This window comes from Telluria mixta, assembly GCF_029223865.1.
GTDB lineage: Bacteria > Pseudomonadota > Gammaproteobacteria > Burkholderiales > Burkholderiaceae_D > Telluria > Telluria mixta.
Window position 1 is genome coordinate 638,142 of the sequence record NZ_CP119520.1, and the last position, 17,814, is coordinate 655,955.

A 17,814-nucleotide genomic window follows, 5' to 3' on the forward strand; every position below is an offset into this window, starting at 1 on the left:
AATCAGGCGACGGCAATCGGAATGGTGCGGCGGCGTTCTTCGATCGTGGCCGGACGGATCTGGCCGCGTTCCGGCATGAACACGATGTTGTCGTCCGTGCCGTCGGTGTTGACGAAGCTGCGGAAGCGCTGGCGCACGGCCGGGTCTTCGACGGCGTTCTTCCACTCGTCGGCATACGTGTCGACCACGCGCTGCATGTCGGCTTCCAGTTCGGCGGCGATGCCCAGCTTGTCGTCGATGACGACCTGCTTCAGGTAATCCAGGCCGCCTTCCAGGTTCTCGCGCCACGTGCTGGTGCGCTGCAGGCGGTCGGCGGTGCGCACGTAGAACATCAGGAAGCGGTCGACCAGCTTCACGACGGTCGCTTCATCCAGGTCCGATGCGATCAGTTCCGCGTGACGGGGCTTCATGCCGCCGTTGCCGCATACGTACAGGTTCCAGCCCTTCTCGGTGGCGATCAGGCCCACGTCCTTGCCCTGCGCTTCGGCGCACTCGCGGGTGCAGCCGGACACGCCGAACTTGATCTTGTGCGGCGCGCGCAGGCCCTTGTAGCGGTTTTCCAGCGCGATCGCGAAGCCGACGGAATCGCCCACGCCGTAGCGGCACCACGTCGAGCCCACGCACGATTTCACCGTGCGCAGCGACTTGCCGTAGGCGTGGCCGGATTCGAAGCCGGCCGCGATCAGCTCTTCCCAGATCGCCGGCAGCTGGTCCACGCGGGCGCCGAACAGGTCGACGCGCTGGCCGCCCGTGATCTTGGTGTACAGGCCGTATTTCTTCGCGACCGCGCCCACGGCGATCAGGCCGTCCGGCGTCACTTCGCCGCCCGGCATGCGCGGGACGACGGAATACGTGCCGTCCTTCTGGATGTTGCCGAGGAAGTAGTCGTTCGAATCCTGCAGGCTCGCGTGCTCGGGCTTCAGCACGAAGTCGTTCCACGTCGACGCGAGGATGTTGGCAGCCACCGGCTTGCAGATGTCGCAGCCCAGACCCGTGCCGTGCTTGTGCAGCAGTTCGCCGAAGCTCTTGATGCCGCCCACGCGGATCAGGTGGTGCAGTTCCTGGCGCGAGTACGGGAAGTGTTCGCACAGGTGGTTGTTGACGGCCATGCCGGCCTTCGCCATCTCGGACTTCATGATCTGCGTGACGAGCGGCACGCAGCCGCCGCACGACGTGCCCGCATTCGTGCACGACTTGATCGCGCCGATGTCGCACGCGCCGCCGGCCACCGCGTCGGCGATGGTGCCCTTGGTGACGGCATTGCACGAGCAGACCTGCGCGGCCGCGGGCAGCGCATCGACGCCCAGCGCCGGACGGGCGCCGCCCTCGAGCTGCGGCAGGATCAGGAATTCCGGCGATTCCGGCAGTTCCATATCGTTCAGCATCATCTGCAGCAGGCTGCCGTATTCGGCCGCATCGCCGATCAGCACGGCGCCCAGCAGCTTCTTGCCGCAGTCGGACACGACGATCTTTTTATAGACCTGCTTGCGCTCGTCCGTGAACTGGAAGCTGCGTGCGCCCGGCGTGTTGCCGTGCGCGTCGCCGATCGACGCGACATCCACGCCCATCAGCTTCAGCTTGGTGCTCATGTCGGCGCCGGCGAAGGCGGCTTCCTGGCCGATCAGCGCGCGTGCGACGATGCGGGCCATTTCGTAACCCGGTGCCACGAGGCCGAACGTCTGGCCGCCCCACGAGGCGCACTCGCCGATGGCGTAGATGTGCGGGTCGGATGCGAGGCAGGCGTCGTCGATGGCGATGCCGCCGCGCGGGCCCAATGCCAGGCCGGCGGCCTTGGCCAGTTCGTCGCGCGGGCGGATGCCGGCCGAGAACACGATCATGTCCGCTTCGAGAAAGCTGCCGTCCGCGAATTCCATGCGGTGCGTGGCCGACTCGCCGGCGACGATCTGCAGCGTGTTCTTCTGCGTGTGGACGTTGACGCCCAGTTCTTCGATCTTCCTGCGCAGCACGCGGCCACCGAGGTCGTCGACCTGCACGGCCATCAGGCGCGGCGCGAATTCCACGACGTGCGTGTCCAGGTTCATGTCGCGCAGCGCCTTGGCGCATTCGAGGCCCAGCAGGCCGCCGCCGACGACGACGCCGGATTTCGAACGGGCGCCGCATTCCGTCATCTTTTCCAGGTCTTCGATGGTGCGGTAGACGAAGATGTCGTCGCGCTCCTTGCCCGGGACCGGCGGCACGAACGGGTAGGAACCCGTCGCGAACACCAGCTTGTCGTAGGAGAGCACTGCGCCATCGGCCAGCGTGACGGTTTTCGCATCGCGGTCGACGGCGACGGCCTTCGCGTTCAGCTTCAGGTCGACCTGGCCGGCGTGCTGCTCGAAGAAGCCCGGGGCGACGAGCGACAGCTGGTCGGCCGTCGTGCCCGAGAAGAACGCGGACAGGTGCACGCGGTCGTAGGCCGGGCGCGGTTCTTCGCACAGCACGGTGACGTGGAAATGGGCATCCTGCTTGGCTTCCGCGAACAGGGTTTCGAGGAATTTATGGCCCACCATGCCGTGGCCGATGACGATCAGTTTCATGTTGCGACTCCTGGAATGCGACGACTTGTATTAAATTCAGGCGGCAGCGGGTGCCGGCGTTTCGGGTACGGTCAGCGTGAAGCGCACGCCGATCGCGCACAGCGCCGAGACGAGCACGGCACCGCCGAGGATCAGGAGGGTCTGGCGCACGTCGCCGGTGCCCTTCATCAGGAAGCCGGCCAGCACGGCGCCGACGTTGCCGCCCGCGCCGACGATGCCGGCCACGCCGCCCAGCGCTTTCGGATTCACGAACGGCACCAGTGCGTAGGTCGAGCCGCACGCCATGTGGGTGCACAGGCCGAAGGCGAGCATGGCGACGATGGCCAGCGTGACGCTGGTCGTCTGCGAGAACCACAGCAGGCCGAGGCCCTCGCCCAGCATCAGCACGAACAGCAGGTTCACGCGGCTGTTCAAATCGCCGCGGGCCGCGACCTTGTCCGAGATCCAGCCGCCCAGGGCACGGGCGAACAGGGCCAGCAGGCCGAAGCTGCCGGCGGCCATGCCGGCCTGTTTCAGCGACAGGCCGAAGTGGTCGACGTAATAGGTGGCGGCCACGTTGTGGATGAACAGTTCGATGCCGAAGCAGGCGCCGTAGGTGATGAACAGCAGCCAGGCGCGGTAGTTGCGGCAGGCTTCGAAGAAGCTCGCCCAGCCGCCCTTGCCGCCCGCTTCGAACGGCACGCCGGCGGCGCGCAGTTCGGTGAAGTTACCTTCCGGGCAATCCTGGGTGAACTTGTAGTAGACGACGGCCATGATGAGCATCATCACGCCCGGCACGACCAGGGCGGCACGCCAGCCCATCGTCTCGCTCACGCCCAGCATGATCATGGCGCCCATGATCAGCGGCATCGTGGCCTGCGCGACGCCGCCGCCGCTGTTGCCCCAGCCGGCCGATGCCGCGTTGGCGGTGCCGACGACCTTCGGGCCGAACATGACGGAGGTGTGATACTGGGTGATCACGAAGCTGGCGCCGACGGCACCGATGCCGAGGCGGAACAGCAGGAAGCTTTCATAGCTCTGGGCCATGGCGACGCCCAGCACGGGGATCGCGCCCAGCGCCAGCAGGCCGGTGTAGGCCTTGCGCGGACCGAAGCGGTCGCACAGCGGGCCGATGATCAGGCGCACGATGATGGTGATGGCGACGGCCGCGATGTTGATGTCGGCGATCTGGCTGACCGACAAATGGAACTCGCCCTTGATCACCGGCATCAGCGGTGCGCAGGCGAACCAGGCGAAGAAGCAGACGAAGAAGGCCACCCAGGTCAGGTGGAACGCGCGCATCTGGGGCGTATCAAAGGAGAATAGCTTGATACTGTTTGCTTTGCCGGCCATTATTATTCCCTTCTTGAAAACGAAAAGGCGCCCGCTGCCTGGCCGCGAAGACGATTCCAGAAATCGTTCAAGCGGGTGCAGCGGACGCCGTTGTCCTGTTGCCGGTCCCTCGTTGGACCGGCGCTTTTTACTCAGGGATCGCCGTTGATCCTTTACCTCCGTATTTGCAAGACCCGTGCCAGATGGTTTTCAGGGGGGAGACCGTATTTACCGGGCCTTGCACGCTTCATTGCAGTGCACCATGCACGCTTATGACGCACGTAAATGAAGCATCAGCTAGACGTAGCGCAATATTCGCGGCGGATGGGAAAGGATGAGATATACGTGTCCGGGTCGGAACCATCCCAGACCTTGCCGTCCATGAGCACGGAGCGGCGCATCAGGGTGGACGACGCCGGCACGCCGGCCAGCACGGCCGCCTCGCGGTACAGGCCCACGCGGTTCACGCGGCCGGCCACGACCGCATAATCGACGTTGTCGCGCAGCAGGCCCCAGCGCCGGTGCTGGGTCATGAACCACATCGCGTCGGACAGGTACGGGAAATTCGCCTCGCCGTCGTCGTGGAAACGCACGGGGTCGGGATCGATCCAGCGCCGTCCCAGGCCATTGTCATATTCACCATGCAGGCGCGCGGCGATGGCCCGGCGGTCCGCGTTCACGTAGGCGGGACTGGCCAGGACCTCGGCCGCCGCGTCCCGGTTCTCTTCCGACGCGTCGAGCCAGCGCCCCGCTTCCAGCACGGCCGCGATCAGCGAGCGGCACGCGTGCGGATTCGCGTCGACGAAGGCAGCCGTCGCGCCGAGCGCCTTGCCGGGGTGGTCGGGCCAGATGTCCTGGCTCGTCGCGACGGTGAAGCCGCTGCCGTCCAGCTGGGCGCGGGCGCTCCACGGTTCGCCCGCGCAAAAGCCGTCCATGTGGCCGGCCGCCAGGTTCACGGCCATCTGGCTGGGCGGAACTGTCACGACCTGGGCGTCGCGCACGGGATCGATGCCGCCCGCCGCCAGCCAGTAATAGAGAAGCATCGCGTGGTTCCCGGTCGGGAACGTGTGCGCGAACGTGAAGCGGCGGGTCCCCCTGCGCATGGCGGCGGCCAAGGTACCGAGATCCGTCACGCCCTGGCTGGCCAGTGCGCGCGACAGGGTAATGGCCTGGCCATTCCGTGACAGATTCATCAGCACGGCCATCCGCGTGGGTGCCGTGCCGATGCCGTTCTCCACGCCGTACAGCAAGCCATAGAGCACGTGCGCCGCATCGATCTCGCCCTGCAACAGGCGGTCGCGCATGCCCGACCACGAATGCTGGCGCGCGAGTTCGAGCTTGATGCCGTATTTGTCGTCCAGCCCGAGCACGGACGCCATGACGAGGGACGCGCAATCCGTCAGGGGCATGAAGCCGGCCCTGATCACGGTCTTTTCCGGCCGGTCCGAGCCGGCGATGAATGCGTGAGCCATCGTATCCTTTGTTTAGCCTAATAGATCCTCGACGTCGAGGATGCGCTGGGCGACTTCGGCCAGCTTGAGCTTCTTGTTCATCGCCATGCTGCGCAGCCGCTGGTAGGCCTCTTCCTCCGTCAGCCGGTTGCGCGCCATGAGCACGCCCTTGGCCCGTTCGATCAGCTTGCGGTCGGCGAGCTGGCGGCGCGTGTCGGACAGCTCGTCCAGCAGCTTCTGCTCGCGGTGGAAGCGCTTCATGGCCACGTCCAGCACCGGTTTCACGCGCTCGGCCTGCAGCCCGTCCACGATGTACGCGCTGACGCCCGCCTCGATCGCGGCATCCATGCTGGACGGCGTCTGGTCGTCCGTGAACAGGACGATGGGCCGCGGCTCGTCGCGCGTGGCGATCACGATATGTTCGAGGACGTCGCGCGCGTCCGATTCGCTGTCGATGATGATCATGTCCGGCTGGATCTGGGCGATCCGCTCGGGCAGGAAGATGTCGGCGGGGAGCGAGGCGACGATGTCGTAGCCCGATTCCAGCAGACCGATGCGCAGTGCCGTGTTGCGCCTTGCCTGCGCGGCGAGCGCGGCGGCATCCGCGGCCTCGCTGGACGCGGTGTTGACGACGACGATGCGCAGGGTGCGCTGGACCTTGGACGGCGGTTTCATGCCCTTTGGATATGCAAGTTCCGGGCCAGCCACTCAGATATTCATGTTCCGAATTTCAGGGTGCGGATCAACATTAGTTGTCGCACAGAAAATATTCACGAAACACATAGGAAGCATCACAAATCAAAAGTTCATTTATGACGTGGTTGTCCCTATACTGCATCGCAACACGACAGATTTCTTACCGGAGATGACCATGAACACCGCAACGATCACCCAGGCGCAGAACAAGACGCTGCGCCAGCACATTGCCGACACCTTGGGCAAGATCCGCAAGTTTGCGATCGAACTGTACGAAGCGCACGGCGGCCTGATCGTCCCGGACGCCGCCCAACCGGGCAGTGGCGCCCTGGCCCGCCGCAAGATGCAGCAGCAAGCCGGCATCATCATCCTGGGCCCGTTCTGCGCAGCCGCGCTGGCACCGGAAGCCGTCCGCGAAACGCCGAACAATTAATCAAGCCAAGGATACACATCATGACCCCGATCGAATACCTCACCGTCGCCATCGCCGCAGCCGCCGTCGTCACCCGCATCGTGATGTTCGTGCGCAACCCGTCGCTGACCGCTCCGTCCGAACTGTGGCTGGCTCAGGAGCCGACCGAACTGTGGATGGGCGAATACGCGAAGCCGAAAGCAGCTGCATAATACCAGCTGACCACATCGTCTCCACACGCCCGGCATTGGCCGGGCGTTGTTTTTTGTGCGCCGCAATATTGCTTGTGTACGCCACCGTACTTACGCACGCGCGCCACTCCCCGCTCGCGAATCCGCCCAGCACCAGAGTCGGCTGAGCTAGAATGCTTTTTTGCAATTTCTCACCAAGAAAAGCATTCTTGTTCTTCATTTATCCACCCGACTGATGATGCGACTCCCTGTCCTTACCGTTTTCGCCGCACTGCTGGCGCTACCCGCCGCCGCCTCGACGCCCGTGACCCTCGACCAGGCCATGGCCAACCCCGACTGGATCGGTCCTCCCGTGGAAGCGGCGTGGTGGAACTGGGATGGCAAGCAGGTCATCTATAAACAGAAGCGCGCCGGCTCGCCGCTGCGCGACACGTATCGCGTGAACGCGGCGAAGGCCGGCACCGCGGCGCAGGTGACGGATGCCGAGCAGGCGAAGCTGGACAGCCCGGAAATGCTGTACAACCGCGCCCGCACCCGCGCCGTCGTCGTGCGCAACGGCGACCTGTTCGAGCGCGACCTCAAATCGGGCGCCCTCGTGCAGATCACGCGCGGCAATGGCGTGGCGATCCAGGCCGTCCAGTACACGGCCGACGAACGCGGCGTACAGTACCGCATCGGCGACGACTGGTTCGCGTGGGACCGCAACGACCGTGTGGCCGGCCCCGTCGCCCTGCCGCGCGCCGCCAAGGATCCGAACGTGACGGAACCGGACGCGCTGCGCGACATGCAGCTGCGCCTGTCGACGATCCTCAAGCGCCAGAAGGACGAGCGCGACGCGACCCGCATGCAGGCCGAGGAACAGCGCCGCGCCGACCCGACCCGCGCGCCAGCGCCCATCTACCTGGGCGACAAGGTCGCGATCGTCAACAGCGCGCTGTCGCCGGACGGCCGCTGGCTGCTCGTCGTCACGGGTCCGAAGAACGCGGACAAGGGCCGCGCCGGCAAGATGCCCCGCTACGTGACGGAAAGCGGCTACGAGGAATTCTCGGAAGAGCGCACGCGCGTGGGCCGCAACAACCCCGCCGGCCACGGTCTCAAACTCGTGAACCTCGCGACGCGCGACGTGAAGGACCTGGCGCTGGACGCCCTGCCCGGCATCGCGGTGGACCCGCTGGCCAGACAGCGCGCGGAGCACAAGCTCGACCCGCTCAAGGGCAACCGCCCGGTGATGATCGGCTTCGACGGCGAGGCGATCACGTGGAGCCAGAACGGCGCCAACGTCGCCGTCATGTTCCGCGCGGTGGACAACAAGGAGCGCTGGATCGCCACCGTCGACCTGCCGCGCGCGGCGCTCCAGCCCGCGCACCGCCTGACGGACGACGCCTGGGTCAACTACGACAACAATGAATTCGGCTGGCTGCCGGACGGCTCGACCCTGTGGTACCTGTCCGAGGAAAGCGGCTACGCGCACCTGTACGTGCGCGACGAGGGCGGCCGCACGCGCGCGCTCACGCAGGGACAATGGGAAGCGGGCGACGTCGCGTGGTCCGCGGATGGCCGCACCGCCTGGGTGCTGTGCAACCGCAAGGCGCCGCACACGTACGAAGTCTGCGCCGTCGACGCGTCGAACGGCGCCACGCGCGAAGTCAGCAGCCTCGCGGGCGTGCAGGACTTCCGCCTGTCGCCGGACCAGAACAAGCTGCTCGTCCACTATTCCGGCCCGTACCTGCCGGCGCAGCTCGCGACCCTGCCGTCGCACGGCGGCGACGCCGTCAGGCTGACGGACACGCGCACGCCGGACTTCAAGGCGCGCGAGTGGATCCAGCCGCAGTTCGTGACGATCCCGTCGACGCATGGCGCCGATCCGGTCTGGGCCAAGCTGTACCGCCCCGCGCAACTGGAGCCGGGTAAAAAATATCCCGTAGTGATGTTCGTGCACGGCGCGGGCTACCTGCAGAACGTCACGCAGCGCTACACGCCCTACTTCCGCGAGCAGATGTTCCATAACCTGCTCGTGCAGAACGGCTACGTCGTGCTCGACATGGACTACCGCGCGTCGAAGGGTTACGGCGTCAAATGGCGCACGGCGATCTACCGCCAGATGGGCCATCCGGAACTGGACGATTACCTGGACGGCGTGAACTGGATGATCGCGAACCAGCAGGGCGACGCGGCCCGCGTGGGCATCTATGGCGGCAGCTACGGCGGCTTCATGACCCTGATGGGCATGCTGCGCGCGCCGGACGTCTTCAAGGCCGGCGCCGCGCTGCGTCCCGTGACCGACTGGACCACGTACAACCACGAGTACACGGCCAACATCCTGAATACGCCGGACCTGGATCCGGACGCGTATAAAACGTCGTCGCCGATCGAATACGCGCAGAACCTGAAGGGCCACCTCCTGATCGCGCACGGCATGATCGACGATAACGTATTCTTCCAGGACTCCGTGCGCATGGCCCAGCGGCTGATCGAGCTGAAGAAGGACCACTGGGAGCTGGCGCCGTATCCGCTGGAGCGGCATTCGTTCGTGCAGCCGGAGGCGTGGTATGACGAGTATCGGCGGATTTACCAGCTGTTCGAGCGCACTCTCAAACAGTAAGCGTCACGCGGGCCGGTGCAACGTCGGCCCGCGGCACCTTCACATCAGGAGCTTGTCCTCGCCGGACGCGGCCGACGACGGAGACCGTTGCAGCGGATCCTCGAGTTCGGGCGTCACAACGCGCTTGGCCGGCGACGTCGCGACCGCGCCGGCCAGCGCCGTCACGCGGTCGATCGCCACACCGATCAGGTTCTTGTGCTTCTCGCACTGCAGCGCCAGGAATGCGGCGACGACGATCGGGACCGTGTACACGACGCCGATCAGCACCGGCCCGGCCGTGAATCCCGTGCCGAACATCACTGCCTTGACCAGATACATGAGCGGATAGTGGAACAGATAGAGGCCGAAGCTGATGTCGGAGCCAAACCGGATCGGCGCCGCGCATGCCTTAAGCAGGGCCTGGAACCGGTCGCCAATGACCGCGAAACCGTAGATGTTCAGCGCGACGATCGCGCCGATCAGATAGCTCTCCGGCCAGAAATCCACCTTCCACTTCGCGCCCGCGGCGATGCCGGGGAATGCTTGGGCGAGCACGTGCCCCAGGTCAAAGAACGAAAACGCGTACACGGCCGCGAACGAGCCGACCCAGCACGCCCAGCCAACCAGTGTCGAAGCACGATAGCGCGCCACGGCGAAATGGAGGCCCGAACCCATGAGCCAGATCGGAAACCCGACGAGGATCGCCGGCCCCGCGACGAGCGCCGCGCTTGCCACAGCCAGCACTTTCTTCCTGCCGGTCACGTACACGGCGGCGGCGAACAGGATGTAGTACCAGAATTCATACGACAGTGACCAGAACGGCCCGTTCGTGCCCGGGTAGATATTGGCCTGCCAGACCTGGTTCAGGAACAGCGCATTGATGCCGATCGACGCCACCCATTTGAACAGGCTATACGGCTGCATCGGCGAATACGCGGTCAGCGAGATGGCCTGGCCGATGGTGTCCGCGACCAGCGTCAGCAGCAGCGCCGGCAGGCACACGGACCACAGCCGGATGAAGCGCGCGCGCAGGAACGCGGGTCCGTCGGGCTGCTTGGTGCCCGAGAACGTGATCAGCATCCCCGACAGCACGAAGAACACGAACACGGCCTCGCTCCCGAGGTCGCCCACGTAGGGCACGCGGAATTTCGTGAAGTTCTGTCCGTGCGCGATGTAGACGGCCAGCGCTGCGAGCAGGCGCAGCAGGTTCAGGTAGGAGGACAGGGAAGATTTCATCGGCGGGTCGCGCGGCTAATTGTTATCGTTCAATACTAAGTGCACGTTAGCTTTACGGCTATACATTAATGAAGAGCTGTTGTATTGCCATCGGCCCCGGCGCGCGTCAGGCCGGGCTGCGTCACGGTCAGTCGACGAGGTCGGACGTGTCCAGCGCCGCCTGTCCGCCGGAGACCGCAGTGCCGGCGCGTGCGGCTGCCACGCCGTATCCCATCGCCGTGTTGCCGGGCCAGAGTTTGCCCAGCAGCGACCGGTACCATTTATTGCGCTGCTCGGTAAGCATGCCCAGCACCCAGACGCCCGCCAGCAACAGGCCCATGAACAGGGCCGGCGAGCGCACGTGCAGCCCGTTCCAGATCAGGACAGCGAGCGGCATGTGGAACACATAGAGCGAAAACGTGAAACCGGACAGATAGCGGATCACGCCCTTCCATTTGACGAAGAGGCGCAGGCCGAGCGACCCCGCCGCGAGGAAATTCAACGCGACGATCACGCCCAGCACGAAGTCACCGAGGAACTGGTTCGACCCCTGGGCATAATCGATCAGGCCGGGGGCGAACGGCCGCAGTGCTTCGCGCAGCCGGATGCCCACGCCGAACCAGATGAACGCCAGTCCGGCGCCCGACGACGCGAGGAACAGCCACAGCGCGCGGTGCGGCGGCAGCGCCGTCATCCGCCGGTGCAGCAGTACGCCGAGCAACCATACGGGCAGCAGCAACAGGATTTTCGGCCCCGCGATCGCCGCGGTACACACCAGCAGCAAAGGGCTCGGGCGATACATCCAGAGCGCGAACAGGACGTAGTACCAGACTTCGTAATCCAGCGACCAGACCGTCCCGACATACGGCATCGGCAAATCCATCCACGACTGGCCGAGGAACAGCAGGTTCACGCCGATGTCGAACAGGTCGGACCCGCGCGAGCTGCCGTACCCTATGATGTTGACGCCGACCGTCCAGGCAATCACGAGCGACAGCAGCGCCGCCGCCAGCAGGACGGGATAGATGCGCGCGATGCGGTGCAGCGCATAGCCGCGCAGGCCGAGTTCCGGCCGCGCCGCGTGCGAAATGACGAAGCCCGACAGCACGAAGAAGACGACGACGGCCGAATGGCCCGGCCACGGCAGCGGGCGCGCGGGAAACATGAGGGGCCAGACGTGTGTCATTAAAACCATCAATGCGGCAACCAGCCGCACCAGGTCCAGGTACACCGACAGACCGGTTGCAATGGGTTTCGTGGCGGAGGGCGTGGACATGGTCGTAGGGAATGTACTGAATAGCAAGAGTAGGTAACTTATTGGCAAAAGTCAATGTCTATATTTCAATTCGTCTTTGCCCCTGCCTGGAACCACGCCGCGATCTCTCCCCGTTCCGCCTCCGTCATGTTGGTCATGTTCGCCAGCGGCATCGCCTTGAGCTGCACGGCCTGCTGATAGATGCGGGGTGCGTTCTGCGCGATGCCGTGCGCGTCGTCCAGCATCACGCCGGCCGGCGCGCTCGCGAACCCGGGCTGCGTCGGGTGCGCCGCGTGGCACGACACGCAGCGCTCGCGCAGGATCGTCTCCACCCGCGCAAACGGCACCGTCCCCGCCGACACACTGGGCCGCGGCGGCGCCAGGACCACGGCGAGCCCCAGCAGCAGCGCCACGCCGATCGCCGGCCAGATCCACTCCACGCGGCCCTTGTGGCGCAGGTTGAAGAAGTGGCGGATGAAGACGCCGGCCGCCATGATCGTGCCCAGCACGGCCCACGCCTGCGGGTGGCGGTAGGTCATCGCGAAGTGGTTGCTGATCATGATGAACAGCACCGGCAACGTGAAATAGTTATTGTGGACGCTGCGCTGCTTGCCGCGGATGCCGTAGACGGGATCGGGCCGTTGCCCCGCGCGCATCGCCTCCACCATCTTGCGCTGGCCCGGAATGATCACCATCGCGACGTTCGCGACCATGATCGTGCCGATCATCGCGCCCACGTGGATGTAAGCGGCGCGGCCGCTGAGGAAATGCGTCAGCACCCAGGCCGAGCCGACCAGCAGCGCGAATACCACGACGCCGAACGCGAGATCATGCTTGCCCAACTTCGAGCGGCACAGCAGGTCGTACACGATCCAGCCGACGACGAGGCTCCCGAGCCCGAGCCCGATCGCCTGCCAGCTCGACAAATCGGCCACTGACCGGTCGACCATCATCGCCTGCGCATTCAGCCAGTACACGATGACGAGCAGCGCAAAGCCCGACAGCCACGTCGAATACGCCTCCCATTTGAACCAGTGCAGCTCCGCCGGCAGCTCGGCCGGCGCGACGAGGTATTTCTGCGGATTGTAGAACCCGCCGCCGTGCACGGCCCACAGCTCGCCCGCCACGCCCTTCTTCGCAAGATCGGAACCGGTGGCCGGCGGACGCAGCGAATTGTCCAGCCAGACGAAGTAGAACGACGCACCGATCCAGGCGATGCCGGTGATGACGTGCAGCCAGCGCACCAGCATGTTCATCCATTCAAGTACGTACGGGACCAGGTATTCCATCGGCACTCCTCAGCGTGACCGGCAGGCGACACTACCGTCGATATATTTTCTAGAACATGAAAAATATCGTATATTTAAAATCAGACTACGTATATAACAATCATATAAAAACTTCCCCATGTCCAGCCTGCCCCAGCACCTCGACCTGCACCTGATCCGCATCCTCTATCTGCTGCTCGTCGAGAAGAACGTCTCGCGCGTCGCCCTCAAGTTGAACCAGCCGCAACCGTCGATTTCGGCATCGCTGCGCAAGCTGCGCGAGCTGACGGGCGACCCGCTGCTCGTACGCGGCGCACGCGGCATGGTGCCGACGCAGCACGGCGAAAGCCTGCTCAAGCCGGCCAAGCGCATCCTCGACGAGACGGAGAGCCTGTTCGTCCGCAAGACGCCGTTCGTGCCGGAACAGGCCGACCGCACGTTCCACATCGCCGCACCCGACTACCTCGACACGCAATTCCTGCCGGGCGTCGTCGCCTCGATCCGGCGCGGCGCGCCGAACAGCCGCGTGACGATCCACCACCTGGGCCCGGGCACGGACTACCTGCGCATGCTGTCCGACGGCGAAATGGACCTCGTCATCGCCAACTGGGACGAGCCGCCGTCGCACCTGCACATCTCGAAACTGTTCGAAGACCCGATCATCTGCACGATGCGCGCCGACAGCGCCTACGCCAAGCGCACGGCGTCCGACGCGATGACGGTCGAGGACTACCTCACGCTGCCCCACATCGCACCGACGGCCATGCTGCCCGGCTACCACGGCGTGATCGACGCCTTCCTCGAGCGGCAAGGCATGCACCGCAAGGTGGCCGTGGAATCGCCCTATTTCGGCCTGATCCCGTACATGCTCACGCAGACGGACCTCGTGCTGACGACGGGCCGCCAGTTCATCCGCTTCTACGAAAAGACGCTGCCGCTGAAAAACTTCACGGTGCCGATCAAGTTCCCGCCGATGCGCTTCTATCAACTATGGCACCAGCGCGTGCACCAGTCGCCCGAGCACAAGTGGCTGCGCGACCAGGTGACGGCCGCGGCGAAGGTGGTCGTCAACCGGTAATTACTTTTGGGCTCCCTGCCCTTTTTGCGCCTGCATTTCCTGCAGTTTCTGCTGCATCTGCTCCGTCATCTGCTGGAAGTGCAGCGCCAGCCGGCGGCAGGCGTCCTGCTTCGCTTCGCACAGCACTTTCATCTCGACGAACGTGCCCTCGTCCGTCTTGCGGATCAGGCGCCGGACGACGGCCGGGTAGGCTTCATGCTTCTCCGGTACGAACGACCACACGGCCACTTCCGGTTTCTGGATGGTGTAGACGGTCCAGCCGCTCGGATGGGAAACCTTTGCGTCCGGATTCTTTTGCAATCCGGCCAGCGCATCGGCGACCTTCTTGTAGCCGAGGGGACGAGGCGTATCCTGTTTCAACTGGGCATGGGCGGCGCCGGAAAAGACCAGTGCGGCGGCGAGGAGGGGAAGAGCAAGTCGTTTCATGGGGCAAGAATTAATTAGCATGTCGACATCGTGACATGCCAAGAGCGTCGCGGCAACGCCGATTCATGTAAAAATCACATGCGGCAAAAAATATTTGCGGAACGCATGAACCTTGGCGCGGTCGGCGGGTATTCACCGCAAAACAGCAGAGAGCGCATGCGTGGACGGAAAGATTGAAGGAGCGGCCGCGAACGAGGCTAGCCTGGTGGGTCGGATCGCGGCCGGGGACCGGCGCGCCTTCGAGATGCTGTACCGCGCCTATTTTCCGCGCCTGGCGCGCTTCCTGCAACGGATGACGCGCAGCGTGCCGCTGATCGAGGAAATCGTCAACGACACCCTGCTCGTCGTCTGGCAGAAAGCCGCCACGTTCGACGGCAGTTGCAAGGTGTCGACCTGGGTGTTCGCGATCGCCTACCGCAAGGCCTGCAAGGCCCTGCACGCCCTCGACGAACCGCTGGACGCCCCGGCCGACGAGTGCGCGGCGGACGACGCCGGACGGCCCGACTGGCGCTTCGAGCAGCAGCGCCTCGCGCACGCCGTCGACGCCGCCCTCGCCGCCTTGCCGCTGGCGCAACGGGCCGCGTTCCAGCTGACCTTCTATCACGACATGGGCTACGCAGAAATCGCAGAAATCATGGAATGTCCCGTCAACACCGTCAAAACACGCCTGTTCCACGCGCGCCGCCGCCTGGCAACGCTGCTGGAAGACCAGCTGGAGGTCCGGCCATGAACCTGCACACCGACCACCTCGACGCGCAGGACGCCCTCCCCTGGCTCGCCAACGGCACCCTCGCGGGCGCCGAACTGGAACGCGTGCAGGCGCACGTGGCAACCTGCGCCCACTGCCGCGCCGACCTCGCCCTGCTGCGCACGGTGCATGCGGCCGGGCCGGGTCCTGACCTCGACTTTGATGCGGACCGCGCGCTTGCGCGCCTGATGCCGCAATTGGATGAGGCACCGGTGCAGGAACAACCGGGCCTGCTGCAACGCTGGCGCGACCGCGTCGCGGCGAACGACCGCACGTGGCTGCGCGCGGCCGTCGCCTTGCAATTCGGCGCGATCGCCGTGCTGGCCGCGCTGCTGGCCCGCCCGGGCGCGCAGCCGGACAGCTACCGCGCCCTCGGCGCCGCCGGCGCGAACGGCATGGCGAGAGTCGTCGTGACCTTCCGCCCCGACACGCCGGAAGCGGAACTGCGCCGCATCGTGCGCGCCAGCGGTGCGCGCATCGTCGGCGGGCCGACCGTCACGGATGCGTGGCTCGTCGGCGCGGACGGCGGGCTCGATCCGGTGCTGGCCCGGCTGCGCGCGGAACCGGCCGTGACGCTCGCCGAACCGCTGACGGTGGACAAACAACCGTGAACACGAACCTGTTCGCCCGCCTCCTTGCCCTGTGTGCGGCGCTGATCGCGTTCGCATGCGTGGTCCCGCGCGCGAGCGCGGATGCGCAGGCGGCCACGCACCCCGTCTCGACGCCGGCACCCGCCGCACGGCAGGTGCTCGTGATGCTGCGCATGCCGTCGCCGCACTTCCGGCCCGACGGCGCCTACGGCGGCGGCTACACGGAAGACGGCACCCGCGCCGCGCGCCGCCGCGTCGCGCGCGACCTCGCCGCCACCTACGGCTTGCGCGTCGTCGACGACTGGCCGATGCCCGCCATCGGCATCGACTGCTTCCTGATGGAGGACACGGGCACGGGCCCCGTCGACCGCCTGCTCGACACGCTTGCGCACGACCCGCGCGTCGCGTGGGCCCAGGCGATCCAGGACTACCACGGCCTGGCGCAAGGCGACCCGCTGCTGCCCGTGCAGCCGGCCGCGCACGCGTGGCAACTGGCGTCGCTGCACCGCGCCGGCACGGGGCGCGGCGTGACGGTGGCCGTCATCGACAGCGGCGTCGACGCGGCCCACCCCGACCTCGACGGCCAGATCAAGCTGCGCCGCAATTTCGTCGATGCGTATCCGGACGGCGCGGAAGCCCACGGTACGGCCGTCGCCGGCATCATCGCCGCGCGCGAAGGCAATGGCCTGGGCATCGCGGGCGTCGCGCCGGGCGCCAGGCTGCTGGCCCTGCGCGCGTGCTGGGAAACGGCCGGGCCGCCCGCCCGCTGCAACAGCTTCACGCTGGGTAAAGCGATCAATTTTGCGTTGATGAGCGATGCGCGCGTCATCAACATGAGCCTCGGCGGCCCGCGCGACCGCCTGCTGGAAGCCCTGCTCAACGCGGCCCTGGCGCGGGGCGTGACGCTCGTCGGCGCGGCCGATCCCGCGCAGCCCGACGGCGGTTTTCCCGCGTCGCATCCCGGTGTGATCGCGGTGGCGTCCGACACGCAGCGCGCGCCGCCGCCGGGATCGCTGCGCGCGCCGGGGACGGACGTGCCCACGTCGCTGCCGGGCGCGCGCTTCGGGCTGGTGTCCGGCTCGTCGTACGCGTCGGCCCACGTGGCGGGGCTGGCGGCGCTCGTGCTGGAACTGCGTCCCGCGACGACACCGGCCACGCTGCGGGCCGATCTCGACGGCGGCGCACGGGTACTGCCCGCCGCGCTGGCCTCGGGTACCGGACAAGCTGGTAGCATAGACGCCTGCGCGGCCGTTGCGCGCGCCGCCGGAGCCTGTTTCTGCCTATGCCCATCGACGACCACGACCGCCAGCCTTCCCTCCCCGCGCCCGCGTTGACGGGCGCGTTCGCATTTGTCGTTGCCGCTCTCCTTGCGGCGCCCTGCGCATTGGCACAGACGAGTGCCGACCTCTCCGTCGTGTCCGAATACACGGTGCGCGGCGTCTCGCTGGGCCGCAATCCCGCCGTGCAGCTGCGCGTGGACCACGACTTCGACGGCGGCTGGTACGCCGGCACCTTCGCGTCGCCCATCGACCTGTACGGCCGCGGCCAGGGCCTGCTGATCGTCTACGGCGGGCGCGCGCTGCCGCTGACGACGAGGCTGTCGTGGGATGCCGGCGTCACGCGCACGATCTATTTGCGCAACCACGAGGTCGACTATCACGAGTTCTATGCCGGCCTGACGTACGACCGCGTCAACGCTCGACTCTCGTATTCGCCCGCCTATTACGGCGGCGGACGCACCGTCTACCTCGACCTGAACGGCGGCATCCCGCTGGGCGAGCGCGTGGCGCTGGCCCTGCATGCCGGCCTGCTGCATCCGCTCGATACCGATTACCACTGGGGCGACGAGGACCGCGCCGACCTGCGCGCCACGCTCGCGTACGACACGGGCGACTGGCGCCTGCAGGCCGGCTGGCAAACCCTCGTGCACGGCGCCGGCAACGGCCTGCCGCGTGCCCGCGCCCTGTTCGCCGGCGCCAGCCTGCGTTTTTAAACGTGCGATTCGATTGAACCTTGGGCGTCGACGGAGGCATTAACGTCGTCCCCTTCCGA

The 17,814-nt window shown here is 66.2% G+C and carries 16 protein-coding genes; 8 read left to right on the forward strand and 8 right to left on the reverse strand.

Annotated elements, in window-relative coordinates:
• Positions 1-2 precede the first annotated feature (2 nt).
• The 4 genes from nirB to P0M04_RS02820 form a co-directional block, all read right to left on the reverse strand.
• Positions 3-2,540, reverse strand: coding sequence for a nitrite reductase large subunit NirB (gene nirB / locus P0M04_RS02805; RefSeq protein ID WP_259448862.1), 2,538 nt, complete (start codon positions 2,538-2,540; stop codon positions 3-5).
• A 36-nt stretch (positions 2,541-2,576) separates the two neighbouring features.
• Positions 2,577-3,872: an MFS transporter gene (locus P0M04_RS02810; protein WP_259448861.1), complete on the reverse strand. Its 1,296-nt coding sequence runs from the start codon at positions 3,870-3,872 to the stop codon at positions 2,577-2,579.
• 272 nt (positions 3,873-4,144) lie between these two features.
• Positions 4,145-5,323 (reverse strand): CmpA/NrtA family ABC transporter substrate-binding protein, encoded by a 1,179-nt coding sequence (locus P0M04_RS02815; protein ID WP_259448860.1) that lies wholly within the window; start codon positions 5,321-5,323, stop codon positions 4,145-4,147.
• A gap of 12 nt (positions 5,324-5,335) precedes the next feature.
• A complete protein-coding gene (locus P0M04_RS02820; protein WP_259448859.1) occupies positions 5,336-5,977 on the reverse strand; it encodes an ANTAR domain-containing response regulator in 642 nt (213 codons plus the stop codon).
• A gap of 196 nt (positions 5,978-6,173) precedes the next feature.
• Between P0M04_RS02820 and P0M04_RS02825 the strand changes: the two genes are divergently transcribed.
• From P0M04_RS02825 to P0M04_RS02835, 3 genes are all read left to right on the forward strand, one after another.
• Positions 6,174-6,431 (forward strand): hypothetical protein, encoded by a 258-nt coding sequence (locus tag P0M04_RS02825; protein WP_259448858.1) that lies wholly within the window; start codon positions 6,174-6,176, stop codon positions 6,429-6,431.
• 20 nt (positions 6,432-6,451) lie between these two features.
• Positions 6,452-6,622: a hypothetical protein gene (locus P0M04_RS02830; protein ID WP_259448857.1), complete on the forward strand. Its 171-nt coding sequence runs from the start codon at positions 6,452-6,454 to the stop codon at positions 6,620-6,622.
• A 217-nt stretch (positions 6,623-6,839) separates the two neighbouring features.
• Entirely contained in the window at positions 6,840-9,203 is a 2,364-nt protein-coding gene (locus P0M04_RS02835) for a S9 family peptidase (RefSeq protein ID WP_259449147.1), read from the forward strand.
• A gap of 39 nt (positions 9,204-9,242) precedes the next feature.
• Here the strand turns inward: P0M04_RS02835 and P0M04_RS02840 are convergent, their stop codons facing one another.
• From P0M04_RS02840 to P0M04_RS02850, 3 genes are all read right to left on the reverse strand, one after another.
• Positions 9,243-10,418, reverse strand: a complete 1,176-nt coding sequence (locus P0M04_RS02840) for an acyltransferase family protein (protein ID WP_259448856.1) — start codon at positions 10,416-10,418, stop codon at positions 9,243-9,245.
• A gap of 127 nt (positions 10,419-10,545) precedes the next feature.
• On the reverse strand, positions 10,546-11,583 hold the full coding sequence (locus P0M04_RS02845) for an acyltransferase family protein (RefSeq protein ID WP_281042365.1): 1,038 nt from the start codon (positions 11,581-11,583) through the stop codon (positions 10,546-10,548).
• A gap of 155 nt (positions 11,584-11,738) precedes the next feature.
• The gene (locus tag P0M04_RS02850; protein ID WP_259448854.1) at positions 11,739-12,941 is read right to left on the reverse strand and encodes a urate hydroxylase PuuD; all 1,203 of its coding nucleotides are present in this window, start codon (positions 12,939-12,941) and stop codon (positions 11,739-11,741) included.
• A 118-nt stretch (positions 12,942-13,059) separates the two neighbouring features.
• On the opposite strand from P0M04_RS02850, the gene P0M04_RS02855 reads away from it, so the two are divergent.
• Positions 13,060-13,998, forward strand: coding sequence for a LysR substrate-binding domain-containing protein (locus tag P0M04_RS02855; protein WP_105379922.1), 939 nt, complete (start codon positions 13,060-13,062; stop codon positions 13,996-13,998).
• On the opposite strand, the gene P0M04_RS02860 is transcribed toward P0M04_RS02855, so the two are convergent.
• Positions 13,999-14,424: a hypothetical protein gene (locus P0M04_RS02860; RefSeq protein WP_259448853.1), complete on the reverse strand. Its 426-nt coding sequence runs from the start codon at positions 14,422-14,424 to the stop codon at positions 13,999-14,001.
• A 205-nt stretch (positions 14,425-14,629) separates the two neighbouring features.
• On the opposite strand from P0M04_RS02860, the gene P0M04_RS02865 reads away from it, so the two are divergent.
• The 4 genes from P0M04_RS02865 to P0M04_RS02880 are packed head-to-tail and all read left to right on the forward strand — an operon-like array spanning position 14,630 to position 17,755.
• Positions 14,630-15,154 (forward strand): RNA polymerase sigma factor, encoded by a 525-nt coding sequence (locus P0M04_RS02865; RefSeq protein ID WP_259448852.1) that lies wholly within the window; start codon positions 14,630-14,632, stop codon positions 15,152-15,154.
• Positions 15,151-15,783, forward strand: a complete 633-nt coding sequence (locus tag P0M04_RS02870) for a zf-HC2 domain-containing protein (RefSeq protein ID WP_259448851.1) — start codon at positions 15,151-15,153, stop codon at positions 15,781-15,783. The genes P0M04_RS02865 and P0M04_RS02870 overlap by 4 nt, the downstream gene beginning before the upstream one ends.
• Entirely contained in the window at positions 15,780-17,096 is a 1,317-nt protein-coding gene (locus tag P0M04_RS02875) for a S8 family peptidase (RefSeq protein ID WP_281042366.1), read from the forward strand. Before P0M04_RS02870 ends, P0M04_RS02875 begins: the two co-directional genes overlap by 4 nt.
• The gene (locus P0M04_RS02880; RefSeq protein ID WP_259448850.1) at positions 17,045-17,755 is read left to right on the forward strand and encodes a TorF family putative porin; all 711 of its coding nucleotides are present in this window, start codon (positions 17,045-17,047) and stop codon (positions 17,753-17,755) included. Before P0M04_RS02875 ends, P0M04_RS02880 begins: the two co-directional genes overlap by 52 nt.
• Positions 17,756-17,814: the final 59 nt, after the last annotated feature.

Coding starts and splice junctions, on each gene's coding strand:
- P0M04_RS02810 (WP_259448861.1), bottom strand. CDS start 3,872: ATGGCCGGCAAAGCAAACAGTATCAAGCTATTCTCCTTTGATACGCCC.
- P0M04_RS02845 (WP_281042365.1), bottom strand. CDS start 11,583: ATGACACACGTCTGGCCCCTCATGTTTCCCGCGCGCCCGCTGCCGTGG.
- P0M04_RS02830 (WP_259448857.1), top strand. CDS start 6,452: ATGACCCCGATCGAATACCTCACCGTCGCCATCGCCGCAGCCGCCGTC.
- P0M04_RS02870 (WP_259448851.1), top strand. CDS start 15,151: ATGAACCTGCACACCGACCACCTCGACGCGCAGGACGCCCTCCCCTGG.
- P0M04_RS02825 (WP_259448858.1), top strand. CDS start 6,174: ATGAACACCGCAACGATCACCCAGGCGCAGAACAAGACGCTGCGCCAG.
- P0M04_RS02850 (WP_259448854.1), bottom strand. CDS start 12,941: ATGGAATACCTGGTCCCGTACGTACTTGAATGGATGAACATGCTGGTG.
- P0M04_RS02880 (WP_259448850.1), top strand. CDS start 17,045: ATGCCCATCGACGACCACGACCGCCAGCCTTCCCTCCCCGCGCCCGCG.
- P0M04_RS02815 (WP_259448860.1), bottom strand. CDS start 5,323: ATGGCTCACGCATTCATCGCCGGCTCGGACCGGCCGGAAAAGACCGTG.
- P0M04_RS02860 (WP_259448853.1), bottom strand. CDS start 14,424: ATGAAACGACTTGCTCTTCCCCTCCTCGCCGCCGCACTGGTCTTTTCC.
- P0M04_RS02820 (WP_259448859.1), bottom strand. CDS start 5,977: ATGAAACCGCCGTCCAAGGTCCAGCGCACCCTGCGCATCGTCGTCGTC.
- P0M04_RS02840 (WP_259448856.1), bottom strand. CDS start 10,418: ATGAAATCTTCCCTGTCCTCCTACCTGAACCTGCTGCGCCTGCTCGCA.
- P0M04_RS02835 (WP_259449147.1), top strand. CDS start 6,840: ATGCGACTCCCTGTCCTTACCGTTTTCGCCGCACTGCTGGCGCTACCC.
- P0M04_RS02855 (WP_105379922.1), top strand. CDS start 13,060: ATGTCCAGCCTGCCCCAGCACCTCGACCTGCACCTGATCCGCATCCTC.
- nirB (WP_259448862.1), bottom strand. CDS start 2,540: ATGAAACTGATCGTCATCGGCCACGGCATGGTGGGCCATAAATTCCTC.